The sequence below is a fragment of the Streptomyces sp. NPDC044106 genome, assembly GCF_056433985.1.
Map to the genome: position 1 here is coordinate 99,578 of NZ_JBWKFZ010000008.1, position 22,907 is coordinate 122,484.

Sequence of the window (22,907 nt, forward strand, 5' to 3'; positions counted from 1 at the left end):
GTGCACGCCTTGAGGCCTGGAGTCCTGCTGACCGAGACCGAATACGGCATGGCGCTGCTCGATCAGAAGAGCGCCGAATACTGGACCCTCAACCCGACGGCGGCCCTCGTCCTGCGAACTCTGCTGGACGGTCGTGCCTGCGGCGCGGAGCGGGCCGTCGAGGCGCTCACCACGCAGTACGACGACGTCGACACCGAGGAAGCAGCCAAGGATGTGGACGCCATCGTCGGCGAGTTGCGCTCCGCGGGGCTCCTCACCGCATAGCGCCCGCATGCGACGGACACGGCCCGCGGTCAGACTCCTGCGGGCCTTCCGACGCTCCGCCTCTCTACACCCAGCGTTTCCCCGCGCCCCGCCCTCCTGCGACGGAAGAGGCACGCATGACGACCCCGGAAGCTCTCCCCTTCGACCCGCGTTCCGTGCCGGCGGCACGCCGTTTCGCCGCCCGGGTGGCCGTGGGCTGTGCCCATGTACTGGCCGCCCTGCCACCAGGACGCATCCGCACCATCCTGGCCGGACTGCGTCGCGGCGCCCGGCCCGCCACCCTCCCCGAGGCGGAAATGGCCCGGAAGACGGTACTCGCCGTAAGCCTGGCCGCCGGCGGACAGAAGGGATGCCTTCCGAGGTCCCTGGCCACTGTGCTGCTCTGCCGGTGGTACGGCCAGTGGCCCACCTGGTGCGTGGGCGTGCGCAGCCGGCCGCCGTTCGCCGCCCACGCCTGGGTGGAAGCCGAGGGCGTCCTCGTGGGCGAAGACGCCTCGCCCACATACTTCCAGCGCTTCTTCACCGTGGAATGAGCCGATGACCACGGCCCCCGGCATCGAGGGCCCCCGGCCCTCCACCGGCCCCGCCGACGGCTCCGATGCGCCTGACGAGAACACGGGTCCCGGCCGCTCCTGGGCGGCGCAGCGAGCGCTGATGACCCATCTGCGCCCGCAGCGTTGGCGCATCGCCGCAGGTGTCCTGCTGGGGCTGGTCGGCAGTGTCCTGGGTCTGGCCCAGCCCCTGGCGGCCAAGCGTGTGGTGGACGGCATGAGTCAGGGACAGCCGGCCGCCGGCCCCGTCCTCGTGCTCAGCCTGCTGGTGGTCGTCGGCGCGGTGCTGGCGGGGCTGGGACACTACGTGTTGCAGTGGTCGGCCGAGTCCATGATCTGTGCCGCCCGGTGCCGGCTGACCGAGCGGCTGCTGCGCCTGCGGGTGCCCGTGGTGGAGCGCACCGAACCGGGCGACCTGATCGCCCGCGTCACCTCCGATACGACGCTGCTGCGCCAGACCGCGCCCCAGGCGGTGTCCGCCGCCGTCACCGGCACGCTGGTCACCGCCGCGACCGTCGTCATCATGGGGTTCCTCGACGCCGTGCTGCTCTGCGTCACTCTCGGCGTGATCGCGTTCGTCGGCGTCATCATCGCGGTCGTGGCTCCGCGCATCGGCCGCGCCACCCGGCAGACGCAGGACGCGGTGGGCCACATCGGGGGCGCCCTGGAGCGCGTCCTGGGGGCCTTTCGCACGGTCAAGGCCTCGGGCGCCGAGCACTGGGAGGCCCAAGCGCTGCGCCGTGCGGCCGAACACGCCCGCCGCAGAGGCATGCGGGCCGCGGTGTGGGAGGCGGTGTCCGCCACAGCGTCGGCGGTGGTCGTTCAGGTGTGCTTCCTCGTCGTGCTCGGGGTGGGAGGCGCACGGGTCGCTTCCGGCACCATCAGCGTCTCCACCCTGGTCGCCTTCCTGTTGTATCTCTTCGCCCTCGCTCCCCGCATCGGCCAACTCGTCGAAGGAGTCAGCCAGTTCCAGGTCGGATCCGCCGCGGCTGTCCGCATCGAGCAGATCGAGTCGCTTGAGGCCGAACAGCTGGAACCTGAGCACGCAGCCGTGCATGCACGGGGAGCGACAGCGAGGGGCGACTCCTCCGACACGGCCGCCGAAGGCTGCCAATCAGCACTCGACGTGACTTTCCGTCAAGTCCGTTTCTCCTACCGCCCCGGACTGCCCAGGGTGCACCACGAGGTCTCCTTCACCGTGCCCAACGGCGGGCTGACGGCGATCGTGGGTCCGTCCGGCGCAGGCAAGACCACCGTCTTCTCTCTGATCGAGCGATTCTACGAACCTGACGCCGGGTGCATCCTCCTGGGTGGCAAGGACATACGGCAGTGGCCCCTGAGCCGGCTCCGCGCATCCATCGGCTACGTCGAACAGGACACCCCCGTCCTCGCCGGCACACTGCGGGACAACCTGATGCTCGGCGCCACCGACCCTTCCGGCGAAGAACTCGCCCAAGTGCTGCGTATGGCGCGGCTGGACACCTCGACGGAACGCCTTCCCCTCGGGCTGGATACCGACGTCGGCCACCGCGGCAGCCGCCTCTCGGGAGGCGAGCGACAGCGGGTGGCGATCGCCCGTGCTCTGCTGCGCCGCCCGAGACTGCTCCTGATGGACGAGGTCACCTCCCAACTCGACGCGGCCAATGAGGCGGCATTGCGCAACACGATCATTGACGCCGCCCGCAGCACCACCGTGCTGGTGATCGCCCACCGGCTCTCCACTGTCATCACGGCCGACCGGATCATCGTCATGGAGGCGGGATGCGTACGAGCGGTCGGCACGCACAGCGAACTCATGGAACATGACGCTCTCTACGCCGAACTGGCGCACACGCAACTTCTCAATCGCTAGGTCGCGTCTGCGAAGTGGGCGGAGCCAGCGGAGCATTCATCTTGGCAAGCGTGCGGGTGCCCCTACTTTGCGGACGCGTCCTAGCGGTAGACCTTGCCCGGCTCGGCCTTGCCCGGGGCGAGCAGCTGCGGCACCGTCACGAAGACGTAGCCCCGCTTCTTCAGCTCGTCGATGACGCCGGGGACGGCGGGCACGGTGCCCTTGTAGATGTCGTGCAGCAGGATGATGCCGTCCCGCTTCGTCTGGTCGACGACCCGCTGCTGGATCAGCTTGGAGTCATTGGTCGTGTAGTCCTTGGCGGTGACGGTCCACAGGATCTCCGCGAGGCCGAGCTCCTTGGAGAGCTTGTTGACGTCGTCGTTGGTGCGGCCCTGCGGCGGGCGCATCAGCGTCGGCTTCTTGCCTATGAGCTTCTCGATCGCCTTGTTGGGGCGCTCGAGCTCCTTGCGCGCCTCCGCGGCGTCGATCTTCGTCAGGATCTTGTGGGACCAGGTGTGGCTGGCGACCTCGTGGCCCTCGGCGTCCATCTGCTTCACGAGCTCGGGGTACTTCTCGATGTGGTTCTTGCCGAGCGTGAAGAAGGTGGCGTGGACCTGCTTCTCCTTGAGGATCTTGAGGAGCCTGGGCGTGTTCTCGCTGGGGCCGGCGTCGAAGGTGAGCGCCACGCACTTGGCCTTGCGGCAGTCGACGGTGCCCAGATCACCCTGATCGGCCGCCTTCAGGTTCACGGCGTCCTTGCGCACGGTGCTGGGCGAAGTGGTGTCGAGCTTGGTGCACCCCGTCACCGCGAGGGTGAGGGCCGCGCCCGCCGCGAGGACGGAGGCGGTGCGACGCAACCTCCGGGGGGAGAGCGTCGTCTTGCGGGGGGAGTGCGTGTTCGAGGCTGACATGCGATCACTATACATCGGGCGTATACATGCCGTGCATAGTCGGGATGCGCAGAGCGGCCGACCGGCTCGGGGACACGCCATGGGGCTCCGGCGAGCCGTAGCGTCGTGCCGTCGCACCGCCCGCTCGCCCGCCCGCTCCGCGAGGAGGAAGATGTCACCGTCCCACCGGCCCCGCGCCGCACTCGCCAGGCCCCGCGCCGCACTCGCCATGTCGCAGAAGGCGGCCGAGGCCGTCCTCGAACCGCCGGCCCTCGCCTCGCTCGCCGAGGCCACCCTGCTCGAGCCGCCACCCGCACTGGACGACTTCGCCACCGAACGCGCGCGGGCCGTGCTCGCCGGCACCGAACTCCTCGTCACCGGCTGGGGCTGCCCGCCGCTCACCGCCGACGTGCTCGCCCACGCCCCGGCCCTGCGCGCCGTCGTCCACACCGCGGGCTCCATCCGCGCCCACGTCACCGACGCGTGCTGGGAGCGCGGCATCGAGGTGTCCTCGGCCGCCGCGGCCAACGCGCTGCCCGTCGCCGAGTACACCGTCGCGATGATCCTGCTCACCGGCAAACGGGTCCTGGAGAGCGCCCGCGAGTTCCGCGCCGCGCGCACCGAGGTGGACTGGGCGCGCACTCCTCGGAGCACCGGAAACTACCGCCGCACCGTGGGCATCCTCTCCGCCTCGCTGATCGGCCGCCGCGTCATCGAGCTGCTGCGCCCGTACGACCTGCGGGTACTGCTCCACGACCCGTACGTGTCGGACGACGAGGCCGCCGCGCTCGGCGCGGAACTCGTGCCGCTCGGCGCACTCTTCGCGGAGAGCGACACCGTGAGCGTGCACACCCCGCTGCTGCCCGCCACGCACGGCCTGGTCGGCCGCGAGCTGCTCGCCGCCATGCGCCCCAGCGCCGTGCTCATCAACACCGCCCGCGGCGCCGTGGTCGACCAGGCGGCGCTCACCGAGGCCGTCACCGCGAGCCGCGTCCGCGCCGTGCTCGATGTGACCGACCCCGAACTCCTGCCGCGGGACCACCCGTTGTGGGACTGCGAGCATGCCCTGCTCACCCCGCACATCGCGGGCTCCCAGGGCAACGAGTGGCGGCGCCTGGCCGAACGCGCCGTCGACGAGGTGCGCCGCTGGGCCGCGGGGGACGGCTTTGCCCATCCCGTCCGCCACGACAGGCTGCCGTACCTCGCGTGAGCATCGGCGTGCCCCGCACGGCACCGGCCTCCGCCTCGGACCCGTCGGACGCCGTACAAGGCTCCTGACAGGCCTCCCGCGCAGGCCGATTAGGGTGGTGCCCCGTACACCCACCGAACTCGGGCAAGGATGCTGTGCGGGATTTACTTCTGACTCTGTGCGTGGTCGCGGCCGTCACCTGTCTCCTCACCGGGCCGGTGAGGAAATTCGCGATCGTCGCCGGGGCCGCTCCCGCGGTCCGGGCACGCGACGTGCACCGCGTGCCCACGCCTCGCCTGGGCGGTATCGCCATGTTCTGCGGTCTGTGCGCGGGCCTGCTCGTCGCCGCCCGGCTGCCGGGCCTCGCGGACGTCTTCCCCACCGGCCAGCCCCAGGCACTCCTCGGCGGCGCCTCGGTGATCTGGCTGGTCGGCGTCCTGGACGACAAGTTCGAACTCGACGCGTTCATCAAGCTCGGCGGGCAGGTCATCGCCGCCGGAGTGATGGTCTACAAGGGACTCGTCATCCTCTGGCTGCCCATCCCCGGCTACGGCACGCTCTATCTCGACCAGGTGCAGGGCTCGCTGCTGACGGTCGCGCTGATCGTCATCACCATCAACGCCGTCAACTTCGTCGACGGCCTCGACGGGCTCGCGGCGGGCATGATCTGCATCGCGGCCGCGGCATTCCTCATGCACAGCTACCGCCTGGTGTTCGGATACGGCATTGAGGCGGCCCAGCCCGCGGCGCTGCTCTCCGCCGTTCTCGTCGGCATGTGCCTGGGCTTCCTGCCGCACAACGTGCACCCGGCGCGCATTTTCATGGGCGATTCCGGTTCGATGCTGATCGGCACCGTCCTCGCCGGGTGCGCCATCTCGCTGACCGGCCAGGTGGACGCGTCCCTGTTCGTCCAGGCGGCGGGCGGCACGCACGAGGCCAACAAGGTGATGGTGCCGCTCTACATCCCCCTGCTGCTGCCCCTGACCGTTCTCGCCCTTCCCGTGAGCGACCTCGTGCTGGCGTTCGTCAGGCGCACGTGGCGCGGGCAGTCGCCGTTCGCGGCCGACAAGGGGCACCTGCACCACCGGTTGCTGCAGATCGGCCACTCGCACCGCCGCGCCGTACTGATCATGTACGCCTGGGCGGCGCTGTTCGCCTTCGGCACGGTGGCGGTCGCCGCGGGCGGGGGAGCGAGGCTCCTCCTGCTGGGGCTGCTGTCCGTCAGCGCGACGGGCATGGTGCTCCTGATGCTCCCGAACTTCTCGCCGTCGGCGGTGCTTCGGACGGGGCGGCTGCTGGTGCGACGCGGCCTGCCCGCGCGGAGCCTGCTGGTGCGGCGGCGTGGCCTGCCCGCGCGGACCTCAGCGTCCGACGCGCCGCTCCTGGTCGTGCCGTCGCAGCACGCGCACCACCTGCCACACAGCTGCTCCGAGGCCCAGTGCCCCGCCGGTCCACCGCAGCCCCTTGCCGAGACGCGGTGACAGATCCCAGAACAGGCCGGGGGCCATCACCGCACCGAACACGAGGAGCCCGACGACCAGCGCGCTCACGAGCGCGAACATGATCTCGACGGTCATCGCGTCCTTCTCCCAGCGCGACTCGCGGCCCATGTCCATGGAGGAAGTCTCGCACGCCCCTCGGCTTCAAGGCGGGCCTTCACCTGGGGCTGATCGCCACACCCTCGGGGTTGTGCCCCGTCTTCAGGGTCGCCCGCACCTTCGTGAGCGTCGGGTCGACCACGGAGACGGTGTCGGAGTCCTCGTTGGTGACCCAGACCCGGCTGCCGCCCGGACTGACCGCGACGCCCTGCGGTGTCTTGCCCACCGGCACGCGGGCCAGGACCTGACCGGTCGTCGTGTCGATGACGAGCAACGTATCGGCCCCCGAGTCCGTGGCGTACAGCCGCCGTCCGTCGGGGCTGACACCGAGGCCGAGCGGCGCCTTGCCGACCGGCCAGGTGGCGGTCACCTGGCGGGTGGAGGCGTTGATGACGGAAATGCTGCCGGAACCCGTGTTGGCGACATACACCGTGTCCCCCTTCGCGGTGGCACTGATTCCGCTGGGGAAATCGCCCACAGGAATCTGGGCGACGGGCTCGTACGCCTTGGACAGCACGGTGACGTTGTTGGTGCCGCTGTTGGTGACGAGAGCGGTCCCGTCGGGCAGGGTGGCGACGCTGTGCGGGAGTTCACCGACCCGAGGCGTCGCGATGACTTTACGGCTGGCCGTGTCGATGACGGACACGTTGTCGCTGCCCCAGTTCGCCGCGAGCACCTGCCGCCCGTCACGGCTGGGAAAGGCCGAGAACGGATATGAACCGACCGGCACGGTCGCCACGACTTCATGACTGGTGGTGTCGATGAAGGAGACCGTGTCGGAAAGGCCGTTCGCCACATAGACGCGGGAGCCGTCGGGGGCCGCGCCCACGCCCGTCGGCCCGTTGCCCACCGCCGTGGTGGTGACGGCCCTCTCCAGGCGGACGTCGAAGGAGGAAGCGGTCGCCGAGCCACTGTTGGCCACGTACGCGACGATACGCATGGGGAAACCCTTGCCGGGTGTGCCCTTCGCCGCCGATTGCTCATGTGGCCGCGCGTGTGACTGCGGCTGCCGGTCCGGATGCGGTTGCGGGGGCGGCTCGGCGGAGGCCGCGGCCGAGGTGCACGCCATGGCGGCGAGCGCGACCCCGAGCGTCAGCCGGAAACGGAAACGGCGGCTGGCGACGGAGGCGGGCCGATGAGGGTGTCGGCGTGCGTGTCGGTGCGCGTCTCGATGAGCGTCGGACCGAGAGTCGAATCCGGGAAATCTCAGCATGGACCCACCCTTTATGTATGGCGTTTGTGGAGGACAACGTGGTGCAAAGGAGGCGTGCGAAAGGTCCTTGGCGGACATGCACGGTCAAACGCTCGACATAACTGGACCTGCACGGTCGACGAGCGAATTCGTTCCTTCGCGTGGCCATTCCGGGGCAAGTTGCCCATTGCCCATAACGCAATGGCGTGATGGCCGTTTGCGTCTCCTCCGCCCGGCTCAGCTGCTCGCGCAGCTCGGCGACGCGCTCCGCGGCGCCGAGCGACTTCATGCGGCGGATAGTATGTATTCGTCGCGCATGACGGGTCGCTGATCGCTGATCGCGAGCCGCCGGTCTCGCTGATCGCTGATCGCCGGTCACTCAACAGATCCGCTGCGCCCCGGCCCTCCGCGCTGTTCCGCACGCACTCCGCTGCCGCTCCCTCGGTGACGCCGTGTGTGCCCGAGTACGACAGGTTCCGCTTCTCTTGCCCTCCCCCGCACTGTCCCCGGCCGCTCGGCTGCGCGGCCTGCGCCCCGACTGGCTGTCCGACCCGAAGGTCTGGCGCACCGAGATCCTGGGCGGCCTGGTCGTCGCGCTCGCGCTGATCCCCGAGGCGATCTCGTTCTCGATCATCGCCGGTGTCGACCCCGCGATCGGCCTGTCCGCGTCCTTCACCATGGCCGTCACCATCTCGGTCGTCGGTGGCCGCCGCGCCATGATCTCCGCGGCGACCGGCGCGGTCGCCCTGGTCATCGCCCCGCTCAACCGCGAGCACGGCCTCGGCTACCTGGTCGCCGCGGTGATCCTCGCGGGTGTCGTCCAGATCGTCCTCGGCGCGCTCGGCGTGGCCAGGCTGATGCGGTTCGTGCCGCGCAGCGTGATGGTCGGCTTCGTCAACGCGCTGGCCATCCTGATCTTCATGGCCCAGGTCCCCGAGATGCACGACGTGCCCTGGCCCGTCTACCCGCTGATCGCCGGCGGCCTGGCCCTCATGGTGTTCTTCCCGAAGGTCACCAGGGCGGTCCCGGCGCCGCTGGTCTCCATCGCCATCCTCACCGCCATCACGGTCGCCGCCGGGATCGCGGTGCCGACCGTGGGCGACAAGGGCGACCTGCCGTCCGCCCTGCCCGTGCCGGGCCTGCCCGACGTGCCCTTCACGCTCGACACCCTCACGACCGTCGCCCCCTACGCCCTCGCGATGGCGCTGGTCGGCCTGATGGAGTCCCTGATGACGGCGAAGCTCGTCGACGACATCACCGACACCCACTCCTCCAAGAGACGCGAGTCGATCGGCCAGGGCATCGCCAACATCGTCACCGGCTTCTTCGGCGGGATGGGCGGCTGCGCCATGATCGGCCAGACGATGATCAACGTACGCGTGTCCGGCGCCCGCACCCGCCTGTCGACGTTCCTCGCGGGCGCCTTCCTGATGGTGCTCTGCATCGTCTTCGGCCCGGTCGTCTCCGACATCCCCATGGCGGCCCTGGTCGCCGTGATGGTGATGGTGTGCTTCGCGACCTTCGACTGGCACTCCATCGCCCCGAAGACCCTGAAGCGCATGCCCGCCGGGGAGATCGCCGTCATGGTCGTCACCGTCGCGTTCGTGGTCGCCACGCACAACCTCGCCATCGGCGTCGTCGTCGGCACGGTGACCGCGACGGTCGTCTTCGCCAGGCGCGTCGCCCACCTGGCCGACGTCACGGCGGTCGTCGACCCGGACGGCACCCGGGTCGTCTACTCGGTCACCGGCGCGCTCTTCTTCGCCTCCGCCGACGACCTGGTCACCCGGTTCGACTACGCCACCGACCCCGACAGGATCGTCATCGACCTGACCTCCGCCCACATCTGGGACGCCTCGTCGGTCGCCGCCCTGGACACCATCACCGGAAAGTACGCACAGCGCGGCAAGACGGTCGAGATCATCGGCCTGAACGAGCACAGCGCCACACTGCACGACAACCTGAGCGGCGAGCTGCGGGCGGGACGCTGAGAGAGCCTGTGCCGTCCGGCGACGAGAAGCGGCTGCCGGTCAGGCGTCGGCCGCGTCGCGCCGGGTGAAACGGTGCCACCAGTGGTGCCGTCGCGGATGTACGGCACGCCCCAGCCGACGCCCCAGCAGCAGGTACCCGAGCAGCGCCCCGGCCGTGTTGAGGATGACGTCGTCGATGTCGAAGGTGCGCCCGGTCACGAACGCGCCCTGCGCCAGCTCGACGAGCACCATGGTCACCGCGGTGGCCAGACCGACCCGGACGAGCCCGCGGGTGCGGGGGAGCATCACGGGCAGCAGGAGCCCGAAGGGCACGCCGAGCAGGATGTTCCCGCCGAGCTGCTTGACGGTGTCACGGAAGGCGGGCTGCCCGAGGTACTCGTCGATGGAGTCGCCCGGGCGGAAGTTGCTGTGGGTCAGCGCCTCCGAGGCCGCCGAGGGCTGCAGCGTGAGGCGGGCGAGCACCACGGCGAAGGCGACCATGCCCACGAAGGCCACCAGCATGGTCACCGCCCGGGCCAGCGGGGACAGGGGCGCCGCGCGCCGGGGCGCCGTACCCGTACGTGTATCCCCGCTCGTACCCGCACGCGTATCCGTACTCCGCGGTCGCGCGCCGCTCCTCTTGAAGCGGCCTGCTGTCCGTGCCATCAGTGCCTCCAGGAAGCGCGGTGCCTCTCGGCTGTCGTACGGCCGTGGCGTCGGTCAGATCGGTTCGGTGCGGCCGAACAGGCCCGCGTGACCCGGCGGGAGCTGTGTGAGGATGCGGCGCAGCAGCGCGTCGTCCGCCGCCCTCGCGAGAGTGCCGAGTACGGCGGTGACCGCGCGCCGTGCTTCCGCCGTGTCCTCACCGGTCCGCGCCGCCACCGCGTCGACGAACTCCAGCGGGGTCAACGGCTCACTGGCCGGCTCCGCCTCCGCCAGCACGGTCCCGCACTGCTCGGGCAGCAGTCGGGCCAGGTCGGTGCGGTCGTCGCCCACCAAGTGGGCGCCCAGTATGGCCAGTACGTTCTCGACGGCCCCCGCCGCCTGTTGACGGCTGGCGAAGGCCCCTCGGTCCCGCACCTGGTCCAGCAGTACTTCCAAGGATGTGCTGCCCATGCCGACTCCGTGCCTCTCGGGTCCGGTTCCTGCTCCGGTTACCCGAGCCGGGCGACCTGATGCGTGGCGCGCGCCCGGAACAGCGCGCGCCGGTGCCCGGGCGGCGCGCGCAAGCGCCTCACCGCACGGCGGCCCGCGCGCGGTCCATCTCCACGGTGAACTGCGCCCCGGCGAGCAGCGCCAGGTTGGACACCCACAGCCAGACCAGGAAGACGACGACGCCCGCGAGGGAGCCGTACAGCTTTCCGTAGGTGCCGAACTGGGCCGCGTACAGCGTGAAGAGACCCGAGGAGAGCAGCCAGAGCAGTGCGGCCAGCACCCCGCCGGGCAGGATGTGGCGCCAGCCTCTGGCCTCGGGCGGCGCGTTGCGGAAGAGCACGAGGACGAGCAGTGCCACCAGGCAGACCAGGGCCGGCCACCTCATGACGGCCCACGCGGTCTGCCCCGCCCCACCGAAGCCGACGCGCCGCCCCACACTCTCGGCGATGGGACCGCTGAGCACGAGAAGCAGCGCGCTCGCGGCGAGCAGCGCGAGCAGCGTCAGCGCGGTCATCAGCACACGGTGCGCCTTGCGCCAGGCGGGCCTGGCGTCCTCGACGCCGTGCATCGCGTGCAACGCCCGCCGGAACACGGCCGCGTAACTGGACGCCGACCACAGCGCGCTGACCGCTCCGGCGATCACGACCGTGAGCGCCGCGGAACGCGCGTCCGCCATCTCGCTGAGCGCGGAGTGCAGGGAGGGGCCCGATTCCGCGGGCGCCCAGTCGGTGACCTCGGCGATGAGCGCCTGCGTGGTGGCGGGACTGACGAGGCTGATGAGGCTGACGGTGACGAGCAGCGCGGGGAGGAGGGCGAGTATCGCGTAGTACGTCAGGGCCGCCGCCCAGTCCGACACGTCGTCGTCCCACATCGACACGGGGGTGCGGCGCAGGGCGGTGCGCCGCAGGGCCCAGTCGGAGGGCGCACCGGGGGAACCGGCGGCCCCTGCCGTAGAGGAGGAGCCTGCCCCGCGACCGTGCGGGAGCTGGACGGGTGCCGCGCGCACAGGCGGTGGAATGTCCATGGGGCTGCTCCTTCATGCATGTCGGCGGCGCGGATGCCACCTGCCGTTCCCTTTTCCGTGTTCCCCCTTTCGGACACGTGGCACGGGGCGGTGTGACGCGTGCGCCGGAGCGAAAGTGTGTGGGTACGTCGGGGCGGGGGGCCGCCGGAAGCTGTGGGGCCCGTGCCCGCACCCGCACCTGAACCCGCACCCGGGAACACAGAAGCCCTGGACTCCATCCATCACATGGAGTCCAGGGCTTGTCCGGAGCGCTGGGCAGGCCTTGCACCTGCATTTCCCCGCAGGAAGCGGGGCGTCTTTCCTTGGACGACCAACGCCGGTCCTCCGACCGGAAGTCCGGCGTGAGGAACAAGATCCATCCTAGCCCATCGTCCGAGCCGCGGGTACTCCCTGTCCTCTTCGGCCGCCTTCAGTCGATTCAAGGCCTGCTCGGGCTGAGTGCCCCCGCTAATCCAGTGGAACCCGAGCCGCCCCGTGTCCCACACTTGAACACAAGCCGTTACGAGGTGAAACCGCCCCGTAGTGGCGCCTGTTGCGCCCCCGCGTCCCCTTGAGGCGCCCGACGAGAGAAGGAGGAAACGTCATGTCGAAGCCCCTGCCTGTGGAATACGTCCTGTCCAAGCCCAAGTCGCCGTCGTGGTGGAAGCAGAACCGGCATCTGGTCCTGCTCGTCGTCGGGTTCCTCGTCGGCGTATGGCTCGTCAACGGCCATGGCGGTACGGCCGCGCCGGCTCCCGAGCGGCCGGGGCCGAGCCACTCGACCGTGTCCGAGCCGCATGAGAGGGAGCGCTGAGAGGAAGGGGCGGGCGGCTCGCCGTCATGGTGTGGCGCGCAGGAGGACGAGTGAGCCCTCGTACACCGGCCGGTTGCGCAGGTGGCCGAAGGCCTCGTCCCAGGCGCCCGAGCCCAGGGCGCGGCGCAGCGAGGCGTCGAAGTCCTGGCGGGCGCGGTCGTCGACGAAGCTCCAGGCCGGGCAGGCCTGGCGGGCCGCGGGGTCGAGGAGGAGCTCGGGGCGGCCGTAGTACGCCTCGTTGAAACCGTCGGTGCAGTCCAAGGGGATCGGGACGGGCCGGACGGTGGTGCTGCCGCCGAGCGCTGCCGTCAGCCGGTCCAGGGACGGGTGGCGGCGGGCTTCGGCCTCCAGGACGTCGGGGGCGTACTCGTAGAGCCAGAAGTCCCGTACGTGTGCGGGGTCGCAGGTCAGTACGGCGACGGGGCCGCGGGTGACGCGTCGCATCTCGCGCAGCCCGGCTTCGGCGTCGGCCCACTGGTGGACGCTGAAGAGCGTCATCGCCGCGTCGAACTGCCCGTCGGCGAAGGGGAGGTCCTCGGCCACGGCGTCGATGGCGGTGGCGAGCCGGGCCGGACGCCGGGCGCGCATGGCGAGTGAGGGCTCGACCGCGGTGATCGAGTGCGCCGCCGCCTCGTACGACCCCACGCCCGCGCCGACGTTGAGGACCGTGCGTGCGTCGCCGAGGGCCTGGGCGATGACTTGGGCGATGCGGTCGTCGGGGCGGCGGGGGGAAGGGCGCCCGGGGCGGGAGGCGTGCCCCGAGCGGGAGACGTGCCCGGGGCCGGTGGCCTCGGTCCTGGCGTCGTGGGTGCGCATGGCCATGGGGAACTCGCCTTTCGGGCCCGGCCGGGGCAGCGGCGGCAGCCACTCCCCGTACAACTCCTCCATCTTGCATCTGCGGCAGGCAATCGCATAGGTGGCTGGTGAATGCTTGGCTGATCGGCCAAAAGGAGCGGCAGATGCGATCTGACATTTGGAGGTTGTGCGGTCGCTGAAGCCGGGCGCGATCCGGGCGCCGCCCCCCGCGCTGCCCGGCATCAACGTCGCGTAAAGATTGCCGGGCACCGGCAATGCGCCACGGTCGCGTGCCGGGTCAGGATGGCGGAGGCAGGAACGGGGGCGAGTTCGGGTGCCGGGTTCCGGAAGCGGAACCCGGCACCCCGGCACGCGCCCGGTGGTGGCGAAAGTTCGGGGGACGGACGATGAGGGAGTTGCTCGGCGCGGCCGCGGGTTTCCCGGGCGTCGTCTTCAGCGCCGCCTTCCTGGTCGTCATCGTCTTCTGGCTGCTCGTGCTGTTCGGCGGCTTCGACGCGGACGGCTTTGACGAGGACGCCGACTTCGCGGCGCTGGGCCTCGGCGGTGTGCCGGTGACGGTCCCCGTGTCGCTCATCGTCGTGATCGGCTGGTTCACCAGCGTGACCGGCGCGGTGCTGCTCGCCCGGTCCGAAGTCCGGGGCGTCGCCCGTCTCGTCGCGGACGGGGGCGTGTTCCTGCTCTCCCTCCTCATCGCCTGGTGGCTCGCACGGGCTGCCGTACGCCCGCTGGCCAAGCTGTTCGCCGATGAACCCGGGCCGTCGCGGCGGGAGTCAGGGCATAGGGCGATGTGCGCCGGTCCGGGAGCCTCGGGGGCTTCGGGGGCTTCGGGGCCGGGCTGACCTCCCACCGGACCTCAGAGACCTCAGAGGCCTCAGAGTGCCTTCTCCGGCCAGTCGAGCAGACGGGCGCCGATCACGGCTGTCTGCAGGCGGTAGCGGTCGGCGGGGTCGGCCGGATTGGCGCCGGTGAACTTGTGGATGCGCTCAAGGCGGTACGTGAACGCCCGTACGCTCAGGGCCAGTCGGCGGGCCGCCTCCGCCGCGACGCAGCCGGAGTCGAAGTACGCGGTCAGCGTGTCGAGCAGCGGTCCCGGGCCGCCGCGGGCCGCGGTCAGCGGGCCGAGTGTGCTGCTGACCAGGTCCGCCATGGCCTGCCGGTCGCGGGTGAGTACGGGGTAGACGAGGAGGTCGGCGGAGCGCAGGACGGGGGTGTCCAGGTCCAGGCGCTCGGCGAGTTCGAGGGCGTTGAGCGCCTCCTCGTACGACTGCACGACGCCGCCGGGACCCGGCTGCGGACGCCCGATGGCGACCCGGCCGCCGTCCGTCGCGGCGTACGCCTGCTTGGCGAAGTGCGCCAAAACGTCGTCCTGGTCGCCCGGCGCGATGCACAGCAGCCGGCCGTCCTTGGTGGTCAGCAGGATGTTGCGGTCGCCGAACCGGCCGATGAGGGAGCGCTCCACCTGGCGCGGCACCGGGTCGCCGTCGTCGTAGGCGCTCACGCCCTGCGCCACCGCCACCGCGTGGGCGTGCGCGAGCCGCAGCCCGAACCGCTCGGCGCGCTCGGCGAGGCGCCCGAGGTCGCTGCGCCCGTACAGCAGGTCGTCGATGAACTCACGTCGCGCGGCCTCCTCCTGACGCACCGCCAGGCGCTGGGCGCGCTCGTACCCCTCGGCGAACGCGTCGATGGCCTGTTCCACGGCCGCGAGCACGTGCTCGGCGGCGGCCCCTCCGGCGCGGAGCGGCCAGGCGGCCCGGGTGGCGGCGAGATGCGCGCCGACGAGGGACCGCAGCCCGTGACCGGCGTCGGCGGCCTGTTCGCCGAGGGCGCGCCGGGAGATGAGCTCGTCACGGGTGAGGCGGCGGCCGGTGTCGGCCGCCGCCGTCAGTATCCGGGCATAGCCTTCCAGGAAATCGTCCGGTATCTCCGACGCCGCCATCCGTCCGTTCTCCTTGTGCCCTTTGCGTGGAATGCGCCGAGTGTCGGTCGCGGCGCCAGTCGCCGACCCTACTTGCTGTCGGCGGGACCGCCCTGTGTGGGTGCGGGAGAGAAGGGGCCGCCTCGGTCCGGCCATCTCCACTCGATCCCGTACACGCCCGGCTTGCAGTGTGTCGGCAGCAGGTGGGTGGTGTGGAAGGCGTCGAGCGTGGTGCGGTGGCGGTGCTGGGGCTCGGCGCCGATCTGCCCGCGGTGGTAGCTCCAGCAGCTGACGGGGAGCGCCCGTGGGTGGAAGCGCACCTGCAGCAGGTAGCTGCGCAGGGGCGTGGTGACGCGGCGCTCGTGCTGGTGGGAGACGTCCGAGGCGGCCCGGAGCGTGTAGGTGACCACCGCTGTCCCGGTTCTGGCCAGTCGGCGCCCTAGGGGCAGGTCCGCAGCCACGCAGCCGAGTTCCGGCAGGAACTGGATGGGCGGGGGCGGCCCGTACGGGACGGTGAGGTGGACCGTGCCCGCCTTGGGGGAGTCGAGGAAATGGACGACGGTCAGGTGCTCGACGGCGTCGCGGACGGCCTGCACCACGGTGGTGATCGACGTCTCGTGAATGGAGCGGTGCTCGTCAAGGCTCACCGTCTCGTGGATGGTCAGGGGCCGCAGCCCCTCGTTGAAGTGCGGGAACGCGTCACCGAGGGCTTGTTCCACATCCGAGTTCTCGCCGTAGACGGTGCGGGCGACGGCCGGGTCGAGCGGTGGGGGTCCGCCGCGCGGCCGGTGCGGGCCGAGCAGGGAGCGCAGGGCGCCGGTGGGGAGGTTGAGCAGCGGCTCCAACGCGTCGACGGCGCGCAGGGACTGGGGTCTCTCCGGCTGGCTGCGGCCGCGCTGCCAGTGGCTGAGCGTGGCGAGGCTGACGGTGATCTGCCGGGCCCGCAGGTGGTCGCGTATGCGTTCCAGTGGCAGCCCACGCCGCTGCAGTGCCTGACGGAATACGCTCGCGAAGGTGGCGTCGGGCCCTTCGGCGTGGGGGATGTTCGGCATGGCGTCTTTCGGCGGGCGGGGAGACACCATCGGCTCTCGGGTCGGTGGCCCCTCGCTCCGATGACGGCGGCTCAACGGCGGTTTCCGGCCACACGGGCGGCCAGGGGCCGCCCACCATAGCCGGTGGGCGGCCCCTGGTCTTCCCCGGTGGAGCGCTCAGTTGGTGTTGAGGGTCAGCCCGTAGTGGGCGAGGGCGTCGTCCAGCGGCTGGAAGTAGGACGAGCCGCGCGAGTTGACGCCTCCGGTGCACTCCTGGTGGAGCGGGCCGCCCGAGGTCATGCCCTGGGCCTGGTTGCCGGAGATGTACGCGCCGCCGCTGTCGCCGCCCTCGGTGCAGACGCTGGAGGTGGCGAGGCCGGTGACGACCGTGTCGGGGCCGCCGTTCTGGTCGACGTAGGTGACAGAGACGTTGTACGAGCCGACCGTGCCGCACGTCCATCCGGTGGTCGCGCCGGACTTGCAGAGCGCGGCGCCGGACGCGGCGCGACGGCTGCCGTTGACGGCGACGTTGCCCGCCTGGCCCCAGGTCCCGACCTTGGTCGTAATCGAGTGGCCGGAATTGATGGCGGCGACGCCCATGTCGACGCTGCGGGTGCCGACCGCGAAGCGAGTGTCGACGCCCTCGGCGAACGCGGCTCCGTCGAAGCGCAGGGTGGGCAGCCCGGCGACACAGTGGCCCGCGGTGACGAGGTACTGGTTGCCGGAGCGGTCGCGGGCGCCGTAGCCGACGGAGCACCAGCCGTTGGTGTCGTTGATCGTCATCTTGCTGCCGGGCGCGATCGCGGCCTGCGGCGCGCGCTTCTCCTGGCCGCGTACGACCTTGACGGCCGAACCGTACGTCGCGGCCTTGGCGAGGAACGCCTTGGCGGCGGCCCCGCGGTCGCTGTTGACCTTGACGGTGACCTTGTCCGAGGCCAGGTCCACGGCCCAGTCGACGACACCGGCGGGGGTGCGCCGGGCGGCCGCGGCGTCCAGCCGTGCCTTGATGCCGTCGAGCTTCTCCTGGCCGCGGGCGGGCACGCGGGCGGCCAGGCCGGCCTTCTCGATGGCGGCGGCGTCGGCGCTGTCACCGGCGTTGACGGTCAGTTTGCCGGCGGCGTCGAAGAAGGCGCCGTCCGCGGATATCCCGCTCTTCGTCAGCTCGGCGAGCTCGGCCTGCTGTGCGTCCTGCCGGTCGAGCCGGTCGACCGCGGCCTTCTCGCTCACGCCGAGCGACGCGGCGAGCGCTCGCACCATCTCCGGCTGGTAGCCCGAGGCGGCCGGTGTCTTTGCGGGGGATTGTGCCTGTGCCGTGGCCTGGGTTCCGACGGCCACTGACGCCGAAAGCAGGGCGGCCACGACGGTGAATCTGTATTTACGGGAATGGGGCACGCTGATTCCTTCCGAATGGCAGGCAGGAATCCCGGAGATACGAGGAAACACGGGGGTGTGTCCACGTGGGGGTGTATCGCCGAAGGGGGTTGGAGTTCCTGCCGGGCGGCGGGCGTGGGGCTCGCCGCGGCATGAACTCTGGCCCAGCCGATCACCCGTCGACAAGGTCCATGACAATGGCAGCTTTTAACAGAAGACCAAGGGAACTGTTAAAACAGCCCACTTCGCCATTGCCTTACGCATGCGCCACCGGTGCACCTGAGTCCAGGCGCCGTTCCCCTGCTCAGCACCCGTTCGTTCCGGCGCCGGAGTCGCAGAACCATGCCTGAAGCAGATCGGTGAAGATGCCGATGGGGTCTTTCCAACGCCCTTCACACCAATCGCCGTTGGTGTTCACGGTGACCATCCGCTCACCGTCGCGAGTACCGAAGGCGTAGGACCACGAACCGAAGAGCGCACCACCCATTCCCCAGACCGTTTCCCCGCAGGGCAATCGCACCGAGCAAACACCGAGGCCGTATGCGGAGTCGGAAACCCAGTCACGGGTGGGAACGGTCTGAAACATGGCCCGTTGCTGGTCCGGCGGCAGTATCCGGCCCCCCAGCAGGGCGCCGAAGAACCGGTTCAGGTCCCCGGCGGTGGAGATCATGCCTCCGGCCGCCCAGAACATGGACGAGTCGAATGCGGTCGCGTCGTGGACCGGCGCGTCGGTTTCGGTCCGGAACAGCCTTGTGTAGTGGCGGGAGTGGGGACCCCGGATCGCCGGGTCGCCGCCGAGCGGCAGGTACGTGCCGGTCAGGCCGAGCGGGCGGGCGATGCGCTCGGCGATCTCCTCGGCCGTCGCGCGGCCGGTGGCCCGTTCGACGACCATGCCCGCGAGGATGTAGTTGGTGTTGGAGTACGCCCAGTCCGAGCCGGGCGCGAAGGCGGGCGGACGGGAGACGGCGATCCGCACCAGTAGCTCGGGGGAGTGGGTCTCGTGACGGTTCAGCGCTTCCTGGTCGTCGGTGTAGTTGAAGATCCCGCTGGTGTGGTTGAGCAGCATCCTGAGGGTGACACCGGCGCCGTCGTTGCGGTGGCCGCCGACCACGCCGGGCAGCCACTGCTCCACACTGTCGTCCAGGCTCAGCCTTCCTTCGGCCGCCAGTTGCAGCATGACGGTGGCCACGAACGTCTTGCTGATGCTGCCGATACGGAACCGGTCCTGCCGCGAGCGCTCCTGGCCGGTCCCGATGTCGGCCACTCCCGCGCTCCCGAACCACTGCCCGTCGCTGTCGCGGACCTCGGCGAGGATGCCTGGGACGCCTCCTTGGGTGACGGCTCGGTCGAGTATGCGCTGGATCGTGGCGTGAGTGGCGTGAACGGTCCGGTGAGCGGGGCGCTGGGTCAAGTCGGCTCTCCTGCCGGGTCGTTGTGCGCTGGTGGGGCGGGCGAAGACGGCCACTGCACCGCTGTTCCAGCGGTCACTGTGACCGGCCGTCCAGCTTCTGCCGCGCGTGGGCCGCCAGTCGGTCCTGGTCGATGCCCGCCAGGGCGAGTGCGCGGGGCACGGTGCCGAACCGGGCGCCCAGGATGCCGAGCAGCAGATGCGTCGACCGCAGGTCCTTCTTGCGGGTGGCGGCGAAGCTCCGGTCCAGCGCGAGTCTGGCGGACGCGCCCATCCTGGGGCGCGGGGTGGAGTGGCTCGGCTTGGGCAGGGCGTAGGAGGTCGCGGACACTCCGACCGCGTTCAGGCTGTGCTCGAACTCCCGGTCCAGCGCCTCACGTACCGCCGTGTGATCGAGTCCGGCCGAAGCCAGGGCATCCCGCGCCGCGGACCCGGGCCCGGCGGCGATCGCCAGCAGGAGATGGTGCGCGTCGACCGTCGCCGATCCGTCCTCGCGGGCTTCCTGCGTCGCCCGTACGACGACCGCGTGCAGATACGCGTCAAACGCGGTCATCGCCGCGCCTCCTCAGCTCGACACCGCTTGCGATGAGCCGCTTCGCGTGCTTCTTGTGGACGGCCTGGCGGGTGACGCCGAGCGCCTCGGAGACCTGCGGCCAGCTCCAGCCCGCTCGCATGGCCTGCTCGACGGCGGCGTCCTCCAGCTGATCGGCGAGGCGCCGCAACGCCACGACTGCCGCCAGGGCGTCAGCGGGCTCCCGGGGGAGGGGAGTTGCGGGTTTCGGGTTCTCTGCGGCGGGCACGTAAGCAACTGTAGTTGACTAACTGGACTGGTCAACCTGTGTTGCTTGTCGCCCGGCCCGGCCCGCGAGGACCGGCATGCCACCGGTGGCCGGAACACGCCGGTTGCGCCCAGACTCAAGAGCAGGCGACCCGCACTCCGTACCGACCCCCTTGCCGAAGGTGCCCGCATGTTTCTGGACAAGATGGCTCACGGAGCCGCCGCCCGGCTGGCCGGGCGGCGCTCGGCACCGGCCCTGCACCCGTACGGTGTGCTCTGCTCCGGGACGCTGGACGTGCCGGGCGGCGCCGGTGGCGAGTGGGGCGTGCCGTGGCTGGACCGGGCCGGTTCCTACCCGGTGTCCGTACGCTGGTCCCGCGCGCTCGGGCTGCCCGGACGGCTGCCCGACGGGCTCGGCCTCGCCGTGCGGGTCCCGGACGCCGACGGGCCGGGCAACCACCTCGACCTGCTGTTCACGTCGAGTGGCTCCGGCCGCCTGGCCCGCCACCTGCCGCTGCCGCGCCCCCGGCCGCTGACGGGACCGTATTCGACCCTGCTCTCCTACCGTGTGGGCGCCCGCCGGCGCGTGCTGGCGGCCTTTCCCGAACCGGGTCCGGCGGGCGGCGCCAGTACGGTGGGCGCGGACCTCGCCGCCCTGCGGCAGGCGATCACCCGCGGGCCCGTCCGCTTCGACCTGTGCGCGGCCGCGCCCGACGAGCCCTGGTGCCCCATCGCCACCCTGACCCTCCGGGCGGTACGCGACGACACGCCGAGCGGCACCCTCTCCTACGACCCCTATGCGCACTGCCTTCCCCGGCTCCACCCCACGCGGCGGCTGAGCCGGCTGCGCACCGCCGCGTACGCCGGGTCCCGCCGCGGCAGGGGCGGGGAGCGCCCGCGCCGGTGAAGCGACCCTCGCTCGCCGGTGTCACGGTGCTCCCGGGTCGGCCACGAGATCGGCGACGATCCCGTAATGGTCGCCGGCCTGCACGGGGCCTGTCGGGATCTTGTGTGCGGATGGAACGTGGCTGGTCGCGCAGTTCCCCGCGCCCCTGGCGACCGCCGGTGGTCGGGTTCATGTGGCCGTGCGGCAAGGGAACTCCGGGCGGCCCGTCCGGTAAAAGCGGCTGACCCCCAGACCCCCATTTGCGCGGGAAAACCAGCTAATTTTCCGGCGGGGCGGGTACAAGCCATATATGGACAAGTCTCATATGGAAACGATGGAACTCGCTGTCTCGTCCGGCGCGGCCCTGCTGATGTGGATCGCCGGTCTCGTCGTGGTCGCCGTACTGCTCGGCGCCTTCTTCTGGGGACGACGCGCTCAGGCGCGGGAGACACGCACGGTCAGCCCCGAGGAGCAGCCGAAACGGCCGTATGGCGGCCCGGCGCGGGAGGAGCGGGAGTACCGCGAGCCGGACGAGGTGCCGAAGGACGGCGGCCGGCTCACTCCGTACGAGCTCAAGAACGGGTACGGCACGTCCAGCACGCACCGCAGCCCTTCGCAGGATCCGGCCGACCACAGGAAGGGCGACAGCGGCAGCTTCGGCAGCGGCGGTCTCGGCTGAGCCGCGCCGCCGGTTCACTCCTGGCCGACACCCGTGCGCAATAGGTCGCGCAAGGCCTCCAACAGGCCCCGCCGCAATAGGTCCGGGCGCCGTCGAGGAAGCGCCACGGAGTGGAATTGCGCATTTCCGCTCAGTGTCCGTCGTGGCGCCTCGTGCCCCCCCGCCCGTGCCCCCGCCGATGCTGGCCGATGCCGCCATGCCCCGCCGCCCGCGAGGCACGGGCGGGCCTTTTCGCGTGCCCCGGCTCACCCCCGCGGCTCACGCCTCGCTCATCCCCGCTCCACACCCTCCCACCCGGTTTCCGTGGCGGGACCGTCGCCCGGATGGCCCACATCACCGAGCCGTCCGCGCTCACCTGGCAGAGGCTGATCGAGTACTCGACGGCCCGAGCGCCGTGTGTGACCGGCGGTCGGCACCGCACCCGGTACGCCGTCCCCGCGTACGGAGGAGATGTGGATGAGCACAGGGATGAGCGCAGGGACGGGCACAGCCCTGTCGGGGAACTGGGAGCACGCCGTCGTGACCGGCGGCGGAGGATTCGTCGGTTCGCATCTGTGCACCGCGCTCCTGGCCGCGGGCACGGCCGTGACCTGCGTGGACGACTTCAGCACGGGGCGACCGGAGAACCTCGCGCCGCTCCTCGACCGCCCCGGCTTCCGGCTCATACAGGCCAACGTGGCCGAGGGGATAGCCGTCGAACCCTCCCCGGACCGCAAAACCCCCGACCTCGTCCTCCACTTCGCCTCCCCGGCGTCGCCCGCCGACTACCTGCGGCTGCCGCTGCACACCCTGGAGACGGGCAGCCTCGGCACCCGCAACGCCCTGCGACTCGCGCACCGCTGCGGCGCCCGCTTCCTGCTCGCCTCGACGTCGGAGGTCTACGGCGACCCGCAGCAGAACCCGCAGGACGAGCGGTACTGGGGCCATGTCAACCCGGTCGGACCGCGCAGCGTGTACGACGAGGCGAAGCGCTTCGGTGAGGCCCTGACCACCGCCCACGCCGACGCCGAGGGCACCGACACCGGCATCGTGCGGCTGTTCAACACCTACGGGCCCCGGATGCGCGGCCACGACGGCCGGGCGGTGCCGACCTTCGTGCGGCAGGCACTGGACGGCGAGCCGCTGACCGTCACCGGCGACGGCAACCAGACCCGCTCACTGTGCTACGTCGACGACACCGTGCGCGGCATCCTCGCGGCGGCCGCCCACGGCATGCGCGGCCCGGTCAACATCGGCAACCCCACCGAGATCACCATGCTCCAACTGGCGCGCCTCGTCATCGAACTCACCGGCTCGCGCTCGGAGATCCGCTTCATCGACCGTCCGACGGACGACCCGGCGGTGCGCTGCCCGGACATCACGCTCGCCCGCGACAAGCTCGGATGGGAGCCCGAGGTCGCCGCCGAGGAAGGCCTGCGGCGCACCATCGACTGGTTCCGCGACCCAGCGAATCACTGACCGGGGCGGCGCGTACCCGGCGCAGGGCGCCGCGGGAGACCTGTCTGCCCAGACCCAGCTTGGTCATGTTCCCCGTACCGCGGTCCCACCACGTGCACCGCGCATCGG

24 protein-coding genes are annotated in these 22,907 nt (G+C 71.1%); 11 read left to right on the plus strand and 13 right to left on the minus strand.

Annotation, left to right across the window (positions count from 1 at the left end; translation table 11 throughout):
- The 3 genes from AC07DI_RS15885 (at position 1) to AC07DI_RS15895 (ending at position 2,667) form a co-directional block, all read left to right on the plus strand.
- Complete coding sequence (locus tag AC07DI_RS15885; RefSeq protein ID WP_478904886.1) at positions 1–264, plus strand: lasso peptide biosynthesis PqqD family chaperone; 264 nt, start codon at positions 1–3, stop codon at positions 262–264.
- A 116-nt stretch (positions 265–380) separates the two neighbouring features.
- On the plus strand, positions 381–797 hold the full coding sequence (locus AC07DI_RS15890) for a lasso peptide biosynthesis B2 protein (RefSeq protein WP_384248418.1): 417 nt from the start codon (positions 381–383) through the stop codon (positions 795–797).
- A 4-nt stretch (positions 798–801) separates the two neighbouring features.
- Complete coding sequence (locus AC07DI_RS15895) at positions 802–2,667, plus strand: ABC transporter ATP-binding protein (protein WP_478904887.1); 1,866 nt, start codon at positions 802–804, stop codon at positions 2,665–2,667.
- An 80-nt stretch (positions 2,668–2,747) separates the two neighbouring features.
- On the opposite strand, the gene AC07DI_RS15900 is transcribed toward AC07DI_RS15895, so the two are convergent.
- Complete coding sequence (locus AC07DI_RS15900; RefSeq protein ID WP_478904888.1) at positions 2,748–3,557, minus strand: polysaccharide deacetylase family protein; 810 nt, start codon at positions 3,555–3,557, stop codon at positions 2,748–2,750.
- A gap of 151 nt (positions 3,558–3,708) precedes the next feature.
- Here AC07DI_RS15900 and AC07DI_RS15905 point away from each other — a divergent pair, with 151 nt between their 5' ends.
- Together AC07DI_RS15905 and AC07DI_RS15910 are read left to right on the plus strand one after the other, a co-directional pair.
- Positions 3,709–4,746: a hydroxyacid dehydrogenase gene (locus AC07DI_RS15905; protein ID WP_478904889.1), complete on the plus strand. Its 1,038-nt coding sequence runs from the start codon at positions 3,709–3,711 to the stop codon at positions 4,744–4,746.
- A gap of 134 nt (positions 4,747–4,880) precedes the next feature.
- Entirely contained in the window at positions 4,881–6,206 is a 1,326-nt protein-coding gene (locus AC07DI_RS15910) for an MraY family glycosyltransferase (protein ID WP_478904890.1), read from the plus strand.
- On the opposite strand, the gene AC07DI_RS15915 is transcribed toward AC07DI_RS15910, so the two are convergent.
- Positions 6,087–6,341: a DUF6332 family protein gene (locus AC07DI_RS15915; RefSeq protein ID WP_384248411.1), complete on the minus strand. Its 255-nt coding sequence runs from the start codon at positions 6,339–6,341 to the stop codon at positions 6,087–6,089. The genes AC07DI_RS15910 and AC07DI_RS15915 overlap by 120 nt on opposite strands.
- Positions 6,342–6,381: 40 nt before the next feature.
- Positions 6,382–7,263, minus strand: a complete 882-nt coding sequence (locus tag AC07DI_RS15920; RefSeq protein WP_478904891.1) for a YVTN family beta-propeller repeat protein — start codon at positions 7,261–7,263, stop codon at positions 6,382–6,384.
- 737 nt (positions 7,264–8,000) lie between these two features.
- Here AC07DI_RS15920 and AC07DI_RS15925 point away from each other — a divergent pair.
- Positions 8,001–9,506 carry a SulP family inorganic anion transporter gene (locus AC07DI_RS15925; protein WP_478904892.1) on the plus strand — a complete coding sequence of 502 codons (1,506 nt, stop codon included), beginning with the start codon at positions 8,001–8,003 and terminating at the stop codon, positions 9,504–9,506.
- A gap of 39 nt (positions 9,507–9,545) precedes the next feature.
- On the opposite strand, the gene AC07DI_RS15930 is transcribed toward AC07DI_RS15925, so the two are convergent.
- From AC07DI_RS15930 to AC07DI_RS15940, 3 genes are all read right to left on the minus strand, one after another.
- Positions 9,546–10,151, minus strand: a complete 606-nt coding sequence (locus tag AC07DI_RS15930) for a VanZ family protein (RefSeq protein WP_478904893.1) — start codon at positions 10,149–10,151, stop codon at positions 9,546–9,548.
- A 54-nt stretch (positions 10,152–10,205) separates the two neighbouring features.
- Positions 10,206–10,601: a DUF2267 domain-containing protein gene (locus tag AC07DI_RS15935; protein ID WP_478904894.1), complete on the minus strand. Its 396-nt coding sequence runs from the start codon at positions 10,599–10,601 to the stop codon at positions 10,206–10,208.
- Positions 10,602–10,719: 118 nt separating this feature from the next.
- Positions 10,720–11,664 (minus strand): YihY/virulence factor BrkB family protein, encoded by a 945-nt coding sequence (locus AC07DI_RS15940; protein ID WP_384248404.1) that lies wholly within the window; start codon positions 11,662–11,664, stop codon positions 10,720–10,722.
- Between the two features lie 583 nt (positions 11,665–12,247).
- On the opposite strand from AC07DI_RS15940, the gene AC07DI_RS15945 reads away from it, so the two are divergent.
- Positions 12,248–12,457 (plus strand): hypothetical protein, encoded by a 210-nt coding sequence (locus AC07DI_RS15945; RefSeq protein ID WP_384248402.1) that lies wholly within the window; start codon positions 12,248–12,250, stop codon positions 12,455–12,457.
- A 24-nt stretch (positions 12,458–12,481) separates the two neighbouring features.
- Here AC07DI_RS15945 and AC07DI_RS15950 read toward each other — a convergent pair whose 3' ends face one another.
- Complete coding sequence (locus AC07DI_RS15950) at positions 12,482–13,279, minus strand: class I SAM-dependent methyltransferase (protein WP_478904895.1); 798 nt, start codon at positions 13,277–13,279, stop codon at positions 12,482–12,484.
- A 380-nt stretch (positions 13,280–13,659) separates the two neighbouring features.
- Between AC07DI_RS15950 and AC07DI_RS15955 the strand changes: the two genes are divergently transcribed.
- On the plus strand, positions 13,660–14,112 hold the full coding sequence (locus tag AC07DI_RS15955; protein ID WP_384248400.1) for a hypothetical protein: 453 nt from the start codon (positions 13,660–13,662) through the stop codon (positions 14,110–14,112).
- Between the two features lie 32 nt (positions 14,113–14,144).
- On the opposite strand, the gene AC07DI_RS15960 is transcribed toward AC07DI_RS15955, so the two are convergent.
- The 6 genes from AC07DI_RS15960 to AC07DI_RS15985 all read right to left on the minus strand — a co-directional run bounded on the left by AC07DI_RS15960 (position 14,145) and on the right by AC07DI_RS15985 (position 19,798).
- Positions 14,145–15,209, minus strand: a complete 1,065-nt coding sequence (locus AC07DI_RS15960) for a PucR family transcriptional regulator (RefSeq protein WP_478904896.1) — start codon at positions 15,207–15,209, stop codon at positions 14,145–14,147.
- Positions 15,210–15,277: 68 nt separating this feature from the next.
- The gene (locus AC07DI_RS15965) at positions 15,278–16,240 is read right to left on the minus strand and encodes a hypothetical protein (protein WP_478904897.1); all 963 of its coding nucleotides are present in this window, start codon (positions 16,238–16,240) and stop codon (positions 15,278–15,280) included.
- A 156-nt stretch (positions 16,241–16,396) separates the two neighbouring features.
- Positions 16,397–17,611: a S1 family peptidase gene (locus AC07DI_RS15970; RefSeq protein ID WP_478904898.1), complete on the minus strand. Its 1,215-nt coding sequence runs from the start codon at positions 17,609–17,611 to the stop codon at positions 16,397–16,399.
- 283 nt (positions 17,612–17,894) lie between these two features.
- Positions 17,895–19,001 (minus strand): serine hydrolase domain-containing protein, encoded by a 1,107-nt coding sequence (locus AC07DI_RS15975; RefSeq protein WP_478904899.1) that lies wholly within the window; start codon positions 18,999–19,001, stop codon positions 17,895–17,897.
- 73 nt (positions 19,002–19,074) lie between these two features.
- Positions 19,075–19,551 carry a Clp protease N-terminal domain-containing protein gene (locus AC07DI_RS15980; protein ID WP_384248393.1) on the minus strand — a complete coding sequence of 159 codons (477 nt, stop codon included), beginning with the start codon at positions 19,549–19,551 and terminating at the stop codon, positions 19,075–19,077.
- Entirely contained in the window at positions 19,538–19,798 is a 261-nt protein-coding gene (locus tag AC07DI_RS15985; protein WP_384248391.1) for a hypothetical protein, read from the minus strand. The genes AC07DI_RS15980 and AC07DI_RS15985 overlap by 14 nt, the downstream gene beginning before the upstream one ends.
- Before the next feature lie 168 nt (positions 19,799–19,966).
- Between AC07DI_RS15985 and AC07DI_RS15990 the strand changes: the two genes are divergently transcribed.
- The 3 genes from AC07DI_RS15990 to AC07DI_RS16000 all read left to right on the plus strand — a co-directional run bounded on the left by AC07DI_RS15990 (position 19,967) and on the right by AC07DI_RS16000 (position 22,799).
- The gene (locus tag AC07DI_RS15990; RefSeq protein ID WP_478904900.1) at positions 19,967–20,683 is read left to right on the plus strand and encodes a phosphodiesterase; all 717 of its coding nucleotides are present in this window, start codon (positions 19,967–19,969) and stop codon (positions 20,681–20,683) included.
- Positions 20,684–20,972: 289 nt separating this feature from the next.
- Positions 20,973–21,341: a DUF6479 family protein gene (locus tag AC07DI_RS15995; RefSeq protein WP_478904901.1), complete on the plus strand. Its 369-nt coding sequence runs from the start codon at positions 20,973–20,975 to the stop codon at positions 21,339–21,341.
- Positions 21,342–21,797: 456 nt separating this feature from the next.
- Positions 21,798–22,799 (plus strand): NAD-dependent epimerase/dehydratase family protein, encoded by a 1,002-nt coding sequence (locus AC07DI_RS16000; protein ID WP_384248387.1) that lies wholly within the window; start codon positions 21,798–21,800, stop codon positions 22,797–22,799.
- Positions 22,800–22,907 lie beyond the last annotated feature (108 nt).

Bases quoted from the DNA above. Each gene is read 5' to 3' on its own strand.
- AC07DI_RS15890 (WP_384248418.1), top strand. From the start codon at position 381: ATGACGACCCCGGAAGCTCTCCCCTTCGACCCGCGTTCCGTGCCGGCG.
- AC07DI_RS15895 (WP_478904887.1), top strand. From the start codon at position 802: ATGACCACGGCCCCCGGCATCGAGGGCCCCCGGCCCTCCACCGGCCCC.
- AC07DI_RS15900 (WP_478904888.1), bottom strand. From the start codon at position 3,557: ATGTCAGCCTCGAACACGCACTCCCCCCGCAAGACGACGCTCTCCCCC.
- AC07DI_RS15905 (WP_478904889.1), top strand. From the start codon at position 3,709: ATGTCACCGTCCCACCGGCCCCGCGCCGCACTCGCCAGGCCCCGCGCC.
- AC07DI_RS15915 (WP_384248411.1), bottom strand. From the start codon at position 6,341: ATGGACATGGGCCGCGAGTCGCGCTGGGAGAAGGACGCGATGACCGTC.
- AC07DI_RS15920 (WP_478904891.1), bottom strand. From the start codon at position 7,263: ATGCGTATCGTCGCGTACGTGGCCAACAGTGGCTCGGCGACCGCTTCC.
- AC07DI_RS15930 (WP_478904893.1), bottom strand. From the start codon at position 10,151: ATGGCACGGACAGCAGGCCGCTTCAAGAGGAGCGGCGCGCGACCGCGG.
- AC07DI_RS15935 (WP_478904894.1), bottom strand. From the start codon at position 10,601: ATGGGCAGCACATCCTTGGAAGTACTGCTGGACCAGGTGCGGGACCGA.
- AC07DI_RS15940 (WP_384248404.1), bottom strand. From the start codon at position 11,664: ATGGACATTCCACCGCCTGTGCGCGCGGCACCCGTCCAGCTCCCGCAC.
- AC07DI_RS15945 (WP_384248402.1), top strand. From the start codon at position 12,248: ATGTCGAAGCCCCTGCCTGTGGAATACGTCCTGTCCAAGCCCAAGTCG.
- AC07DI_RS15950 (WP_478904895.1), bottom strand. From the start codon at position 13,279: ATGGCCATGCGCACCCACGACGCCAGGACCGAGGCCACCGGCCCCGGG.
- AC07DI_RS15955 (WP_384248400.1), top strand. From the start codon at position 13,660: ATGAGGGAGTTGCTCGGCGCGGCCGCGGGTTTCCCGGGCGTCGTCTTC.
- AC07DI_RS15960 (WP_478904896.1), bottom strand. From the start codon at position 15,209: ATGGCGGCGTCGGAGATACCGGACGATTTCCTGGAAGGCTATGCCCGG.
- AC07DI_RS15965 (WP_478904897.1), bottom strand. From the start codon at position 16,240: ATGCCGAACATCCCCCACGCCGAAGGGCCCGACGCCACCTTCGCGAGC.
- AC07DI_RS15980 (WP_384248393.1), bottom strand. From the start codon at position 19,551: ATGACCGCGTTTGACGCGTATCTGCACGCGGTCGTCGTACGGGCGACG.
- AC07DI_RS15990 (WP_478904900.1), top strand. From the start codon at position 19,967: ATGTTTCTGGACAAGATGGCTCACGGAGCCGCCGCCCGGCTGGCCGGG.
- AC07DI_RS15995 (WP_478904901.1), top strand. From the start codon at position 20,973: ATGGACAAGTCTCATATGGAAACGATGGAACTCGCTGTCTCGTCCGGC.
- AC07DI_RS16000 (WP_384248387.1), top strand. From the start codon at position 21,798: ATGAGCACAGGGATGAGCGCAGGGACGGGCACAGCCCTGTCGGGGAAC.